This is a genomic window from Dyadobacter sp. (assembly GCF_051859145.1).
Classification (GTDB): Bacteria; Bacteroidota; Bacteroidia; order Cytophagales; family Spirosomataceae; genus Dyadobacter.
Map to the genome: position 1 here is coordinate 1 of NZ_JBHYGF010000227.1, position 6,971 is coordinate 6,971.

The following is a 6,971-nucleotide window of genomic DNA, read 5'->3' on the forward strand; positions in this document are numbered from 1 at the left end:
AGCGCGACTGGTACGTCTGGTCAGACAAGCGGCCGAAAAACTGGAACAAGGGAATGGTATTCCCCGGTGTACAAAAAGCCACCTGGACATTGGATGAAAAAACCAATAGCTACTATTTTCACCGTTTCTACGAATTCCAGCCGGATTTGAACACAGATAATCCGGAAGTACGGGCCGAAATTGCGCGCATTATGGGATACTGGCTTGAACTCGGTATTGCTGGTTTCCGTGTTGATGCAGTGCCATTCATTTTAGAGTCCCAGGGACCCGACGAGAAAAAGCCTGTCATGCATTTTGAACATCTCAAAGCGATGCGGCAGTTTTTGCAATGGCGGCGTGGCGACGCGGTTTTGCTGGGCGAAGCCAATGTGCTTCCGGAAGAAAGCAAGCAATATTTTGGTGACGAAGGTGACGGGATCCACCTGATGTTCAATTTTTTTGTAAACCAATATACATTCCTGGCGCTGGCCACATCTGATACCGAGCCGCTGATCAAAGCATTGGAAGCAACCAGGGAGATCCCGGCAAACAGTCAATGGGCACATTTTCTGCGTAACCATGACGAGCTTGATCTCGGGAGACTCACGGAGGAAGAACGTGCGACGGTTTTTGCCCGGTTCGGGCCGGACCCGGATATGCAGCTTTACGAACGTGGTATCCGTAGGCGACTCTCGCCGATGCTGGGTAACCGGCAGCAGACTGAGCTTGCATACAGCCTGATGTTCTCCCTGCCGGGCACACCGGTGATCCGGTACGGGGATGAAATAGGAATGGGGGAGGACCTTACCCTGCCGGAGCGTGCAGCGGTAAGAACACCGATGCAATGGTCAGCAGAAAATAATGCAGGGTTTTCGAAGGCAGAGAAGCTGGTGAACCCGGTGGTGAGTGACGGTTATTACTCCTATGAACATACCAATGTGGAGCGCCAGCGCCGTGATCCGGGCTCGCTGCTGAACTGGATGACGACATTGATCCGTCTCCGTAAAGAATGTCCCGAGATCGGGTACGGCAAGTGGGAAATCCTGGACACCGGCTACAAGCAGATACTCGGAATGAAATATACCTGGCGGTCCAAAATTCTCTTTGTCTGGCACAATTTCCAGGCACAATCGCTGGAACTGGTGGTGCCGGAAGAGCAGGCAGGTACAGGACGGCTCATTGATTTAATGAATAATATTGAGAGTCAGGTGGATAGCGAAGGCAAGCACACCATTACGCTGGAAGCTTACGGGTACAGGTGGTTCCGGGCTTTTACCGAATAATAAGTTTGTGGGAGGTTGCATCGATAGAATTTGATTTCTGGTCTATTTTATTGCCTAAATGGCTGCTGAATGTGCAAAGAACTTAGTTTTCGGTCATGTTCAGCAGCTATTCAAACCTCTCCGCAACATTTATGCATACAACAAAAGTAATCCCTCTTCTTATCCAGCCAACACTGAAAAGCTATGAGCAAAAAGCAAGTGAGTTGCTGGCGTCATACCTGCGACTGGATGACCATTCTGTTAAGTATATCCTCAAATACCACCCGAATCCGAACAAATTCAATGAAGTAAACCTTTCATCATGCGACTTTAGCATTAACGATGCTAAGCTGTCCATAGCGCGGCAACATGGTTTTGCAGACTACCACGTATTTACAAGCCACCTTACCGAGCTTGACGATGAAAATTCTCTCACATGCAGGTTTGAGCAGGCGGCAGACGCAATTGTGCACGGCGACGAGGTTACACTTAGCAAGCTGATCGCAGACGATCCTGCGTTAATCAGTACCCGCTCTACCCGGACTCACAAGGCCACGCTCCTGCATTATCTTGCTGCCAATGGAGTGGAGCAATTCAGGCAAAAATCCGCAATCAATGCAACCTTAATCGCCGGAATCCTGCTTGATGCGGGCAGTGAGGTGGACGCTCCGGCCGATATTTATGGAAGTAACTGGCATACCACGCTCGACTTGCTTGTTTCCAGTGCGCATCCTGCGCGCGCCGGTGTGCAAACAGCATTGGTCGAAAAGCTGCTCGACTACGGCGCGGCTGTAAATGGCTGCAATAATGATTGCTCTCCATTGCTTACCGCCATTTCTTTTCACTACCCGAAAGCAGCCGAAACTCTGGTTAAGCGTGGCGCGAGGGTAGAGACCATTGTAGCAGCGGCTGCGTTGGGGCAACTTGAAGAGGTATCTGGTTATTTAAAAGAAAAAGGGATGTTGAAATCGGCGACGCCAACAGTTCGGGTGCCCTGGGCAGATTGCAGGAGCAATCCCGAAAAGCAACTCGAACTTGCACTGGTATGGGCTGCCATGCACAACAGGGTCGAAGTGGTTGAGTTTTTGCTCGATCAGGGTGTAAGTATTGCTTCCACAGATTTCTGCCGGTGGACTGCATTGCATTGGGCGGCTTACTATGGTTACCACGAAACGTGTCAGATTCTGCTGAGCAGAAAAGCGCCTCTGGAAGCCCGGACTGAGTCTGGTGGAACGGTGCTGGATCAGACTCTCTGGGCTACGGTAAACGATGGAGTCGCCCCGCATCATTTATCTATCATTGAAAAGCTGGTTAAAGCTGGTGCTAAAATACATCCCTGGTGGCTTTTTACGACCCTTAACCCACCACTTGATCCGCACGTTGCAAAGCTGCTTGGTGACCATATAGCTGTTTGAATCTGCATTATAAATCCTATATTGCCAATGCAATAGGCATTCTCAACGATATTTAAATAAGTACACATGCTTTCTTCACTTACCAGAGTGTCCCGGTTTTCGGGCCTGCTGCTGTTCCTGCTGGGTTCAATCCCGTCCGTTTTTGCACAACATACATTGGAATTCGTACAGGATGGCGTGAGCAACAGCTACAAACCGCCTGTTCCGAAGGGTCCCACTTCCATCCCTCAGACACTGTCATTTTTCTTCAACAGGAACGGTAATTCGGATGAAGGGATCTACTTTCAAAAGCCTGAAAAGGAACTTACGCTGACATTCAGCTTCGATGACCAGACTTACGTGAATGTTCCCCAGCACGTTACCGGGTTAACATTCGGAGCTGCCTCGGGTGCAAGCAGTACGCACGTGAGACAAGTTCCGGTAGTCAACAGCAACTATTATTTTACGGATACTACCCGTTCTATTTTTACCGCGCATCCGAATGGACCGGTTGGCCGGGGGGTTAATTTGTATGCCAATCCTGGTGTACAAATATTCCTTTCAGCAAAGCCTTTGATCACAGCCAAGGCGCCCAGCTCAGATACCAGCCGCTATTATTACGGCAAGCTCCGGCTTCAATTCAGCAGACCGGTAAACAATCCCGTGCTATCTTTTGCAGGTTTGGGAGCAACAACCAATTTCAGTGACAAGCGACTGGGTTTTGCAACAGAACTTGAACTGCTCACGCCGGGTTTGACTGTTACCAAGATCTCAGGAACCAGGGAACTGGTGATCAATGATGCACAAACCAAAATCCTGCATGATAAAAGTCCCATTACGGGCAACTGTGGTGCGGGAGCGGCTTGCGGCAGCGTGCTGGTTCAAGGAGCCAATATTACCACGCTGGTGTTTGGCGTCTACCTCCGGGCAGATGGCGGACCGGGCGTTTGGGGTACCGAAAAGGTGAAGAACTCAGGAGATATGTGGCACATTACAGTGACTCTTCCAGCACAGTAGCAGGTTCCCACTCGCTCCGGATTTTAGTGCGGTGCATTTCGCCCCATTTTACCAGCTCGGTCAGTACAGGTTGAAGTGTATCGCTGTATGGAGTCAGCTCGTATTCAATCAGTACATTTGGCTCGGTATGTACGATCCTTTTTACAAATCCATTTAATTCCAATTCTTTCAGCTCATTGGAAAGAACTCTGGCTGAAATGCCGGTAATGGTTCTTTGAAGATCGTTGAAGCGCTTGTTTCCTTCTGTGAGCGCGATAATCACGTGCAACTTCCACTTTCCGCCGATTACATAAAGTGCATCGCCCAACGCGTTCAGCTTTCCCGTACACTCTACTTTGGAAATCCGCTGTATCAATTTTGTCTCCATGTTATGAAAGATCTTTGCTAACTTTTTGTGTGCTGCTTACAAATGGTTAGTAAAGGTAGCTTATTTTGCTGAAAACATAGATAGTCTTGGAGAACAACGAAAATTATTACTTTGTGGAAGTTATTCCCCTCATAATGAGGAAGGATAACTTCCATTAATATTGTTAGTGGCAGCAGCTGCCTTTACTTTTGGCGGTTTCGTATTTATCATGATGGCGCATCCAGTCCATGGTCGCATCTTCATTTCTGCCTTTCGGCGTCAGGTCAAGGTACGCGTGAGAACCGAGCAGCATATCTGATCCTCTTGCATAAGTAGAATAGGTATGATAAATCACTCCATTGCTATCCTTATAAAATACACTCACACCAGGTAGCTCGCTTACAGAATCAAAATTCTGATATTGATAGTTGTAGTAAATTTCGCCATTTGCAACTTGTTCGGACGTGAATGAAACGTGGTAGTCGTAGTTGAAATCGCTGCCGTAAGAGGATACCCACTGGAAATCCCATTCCATTCGCTTTTTAAACGGCAGGATCGTGGCGAGCGGTGCGCGGGAGACTACCACAATGGAAACATCATGATGAGGAATATGCAAGTTCGGACCACTGATATGATCGCTAAAAAAGGAACAACCCGGGCAACCTTCTTCCCACTCCGGCGCAAACATGAAGTGGTAAATGATCAGCTGACTGTTTTCATCGAACAGGTCTGAAAGCGAAACTGTACCCACCGTACTTTCGAATTGATAATCCTTATCAACAACTACCCTCGGCAACTTTCTTCGTGCTGCGGCAATCTGATCTGCCAGGCGGGTTAGTTCTTTTTCTCTTTCAAGTAATGCGAGGCGCGCTTTTAGCCACTCTTCTTTACTAACAACCTCACTTTCAATGCGAAGATCCGGTTTGCTTCCTGGTGTCAGTTCCTGTATTTTCTCCATGGTGCTTTGATTTTGTTTATCAAATCTCGCGAAAGTACACCTGAAATCTGGTGTGTGGACTGGCCGAATAGGAGGGGTATTCGGGACATAAATTATGGTGTTATATGTGCCCGAATATTGGCCTGACGTATAGTAAAGCTGTACGAAACGTATAGCGCTTTCCAGTTCGCTATACTTCTTTCTGGTACGATCTTTTTTGTGTCCGTGTCAAATTATCACATTCATCAACATATCATTCACTTAACAATAAATGTCATGAAAGCATTAAAAATGAACATATTAGGATTAGCGTTGTTGTGTACAACGGTTGCTTTTGCACAGACAACACCAGCTACTTCCACCACATCGCCGGCGACTGGCGCAGGTAGCGCAGGATCAACTACGCAACCAAGAACTGTCCCCGGAAGCACTGTACAACCAGGCACATTACCAGGTACAACACAGCCAGGTAGCACCACGCAATCAACCGGAACGCTACCAGGCAGCACTACGCAGCCAGCAGGAACAACTCAGCAGCGGACAACAATGCCGGGTAACACAACGCAAGGTACCATGCAGTCAACTGACAATGTACCTCGCACCACAACAGATCCGACTGCGGTTCCGGGAACAAACAGATCGTCGACTTTGCCAGGCAGCAGTACCCAGCCTTCTAGCACATTGCCAGGTAGCGCATCGCAACCATCAAGCACTATCCCTGGAAGTACAACTACTCCGGGAACCAATAATGTACCGCGTACAAACATGCCAGGTAGCACTACGTCACCTTCAAGCGTGCCGGGTAGCACAACATCACCTTCATCAACAGTACCAGGAAGCACTGGTACACCTTCATCAGGTGGCGCCAGTACAGGTGGATCAGTTCCAAGAAGGTAATCTGAACCAATGGTAAATGTTAAAAACGGCCAGTCTGAATCTTCATGCTGGCCGCTTTTATCTATATAAACCTCGCACATTATTGAATTAGGTTTCCAATTATCTCCACTTAAAATTGAAAGTTATGCCAAGTGTTAAGAATCAGGACAGTTCAGGAAAACTGGAAAAAGGTGTGATCCTTTCCGTGTCAGACGTTGAAAATGAAAATGACGCAATACTGGCAGTAGAAAATTACCTGCGCGAAAAGCAAACAGAACAATTTGAATTGGCTGTGCCGGAAAAAAGTGAAAATGGGACGTACGAGATTCGCCTGGGTTAGCAAATCATAATAAGGGTTTGTCGGCCTGTTTTAAATAAATGGAAAACAATGCTAAAAACGCTCCATACAATCCTGTTTTTCATGCTTGTTTATACAAGTATGATCGCCCAGCCAGTTCAAAACGCGCAGGCGAAGAAGAAGATTGTTTTTATCACTGGTCCGGACAGTCACGGCAAAGGTGAGCATGAGCACAACGGAGGCGCAACCCTGCTTGCAAAAGCATTGAATGACAGTGTGCAGCAAGCTTCTGCAATCATTGTAAGAAATGGCTGGCCTTCCGATCCCGATATTTTGGAGGATGCGGACGCAATCGTTATTTACTCCGACGGGGGCGACGCCAATCACATGGCTTATCTGCACGCTGAGCAGGTTAACCGGCTGACGAGCAAAGGAGTTGGCCTGGTTTTCCTGCATTTTTCATTAGAGGTACCGAAAGGAGCGCCGGGCGATCAGTTCAGGAAATGGATCGGCGGCTACTTTGAGACCAACTGGTCAGTTAACCCCGTTTGGGAAGCTGCATTCGCACGCTATCCTGACCATCCTGTTGCAAATGGTGTAAAACCATTCTCCATTGTGGACGAATGGTACTACCACATGCGCTTTGCAGAAGATATGAAGAACATTACACCTATTTTGCAGGCACTTCCGCCCGAGTCTACGCTCAAACAGCCTGATGGTACGCACTCTAATAATAAATATGTGCGTGAAGCTGTGCTGGAAAGAAAAGAACTACAAACCCTCGCCTGGGCTTTTGACAGATCTGACGGCGGCCGGGGTTTTGGCTTTACAGGCGGACATATTCACAAGAATTGGCAAAATG

At 47.9% G+C, this 6,971-nt stretch carries 8 protein-coding genes; 5 read left to right on the forward strand and 3 right to left on the reverse strand.

Translation table 11 applies throughout. The annotated features are described in order from the left end of the window. From ACTIE6_RS14115 to ACTIE6_RS14125, 3 genes are all read left to right on the forward strand, one after another. The coding region (locus ACTIE6_RS14115) for an alpha-amylase family glycosyl hydrolase (protein ID WP_439557255.1) at positions 1 to 1,262 on the forward strand (1,262 nt) is incomplete at its 5' end. A 131-nt stretch (positions 1,263 to 1,393) separates the two neighbouring features. Continuing rightward, positions 1,394 to 2,656, forward strand: a complete 1,263-nt coding sequence (locus ACTIE6_RS14120) for an ankyrin repeat domain-containing protein (RefSeq protein WP_439557256.1) — start codon at positions 1,394 to 1,396, stop codon at positions 2,654 to 2,656. Between the two features lie 66 nt (positions 2,657 to 2,722). Continuing rightward, positions 2,723 to 3,652: a hypothetical protein gene (locus tag ACTIE6_RS14125; protein ID WP_439557257.1), complete on the forward strand. Its 930-nt coding sequence runs from the start codon at positions 2,723 to 2,725 to the stop codon at positions 3,650 to 3,652. Here the strand turns inward: ACTIE6_RS14125 and ACTIE6_RS14130 are convergent. The 3 genes from ACTIE6_RS14130 to ACTIE6_RS14140 form a co-directional block, all read right to left on the reverse strand. Beyond that, the gene (locus ACTIE6_RS14130) at positions 3,627 to 4,019 is read right to left on the reverse strand and encodes a winged helix-turn-helix transcriptional regulator (protein WP_439557258.1); all 393 of its coding nucleotides are present in this window, start codon (positions 4,017 to 4,019) and stop codon (positions 3,627 to 3,629) included. The two genes, ACTIE6_RS14125 and ACTIE6_RS14130, sit on opposite strands and share 26 nt — an antisense overlap. A gap of 163 nt (positions 4,020 to 4,182) precedes the next feature. Continuing rightward, a complete protein-coding gene (locus ACTIE6_RS14135; protein ID WP_439557259.1) occupies positions 4,183 to 4,956 on the reverse strand; it encodes a DUF899 domain-containing protein in 774 nt (257 codons plus the stop codon). A 509-nt stretch (positions 4,957 to 5,465) separates the two neighbouring features. Continuing rightward, entirely contained in the window at positions 5,466 to 5,912 is a 447-nt protein-coding gene (locus ACTIE6_RS14140) for a hypothetical protein (protein WP_439557260.1), read from the reverse strand. A gap of 44 nt (positions 5,913 to 5,956) precedes the next feature. Here ACTIE6_RS14140 and ACTIE6_RS14145 point away from each other — a divergent pair, with 44 nt between their 5' ends. Then, positions 5,957 to 6,151 (forward strand): hypothetical protein, encoded by a 195-nt coding sequence (locus tag ACTIE6_RS14145; RefSeq protein ID WP_439557261.1) that lies wholly within the window; start codon positions 5,957 to 5,959, stop codon positions 6,149 to 6,151. A 48-nt stretch (positions 6,152 to 6,199) separates the two neighbouring features. Further along, the coding region (locus ACTIE6_RS14150) for a ThuA domain-containing protein (RefSeq protein ID WP_439557262.1) at positions 6,200 to 6,971 on the forward strand (772 nt) is incomplete at its 3' end.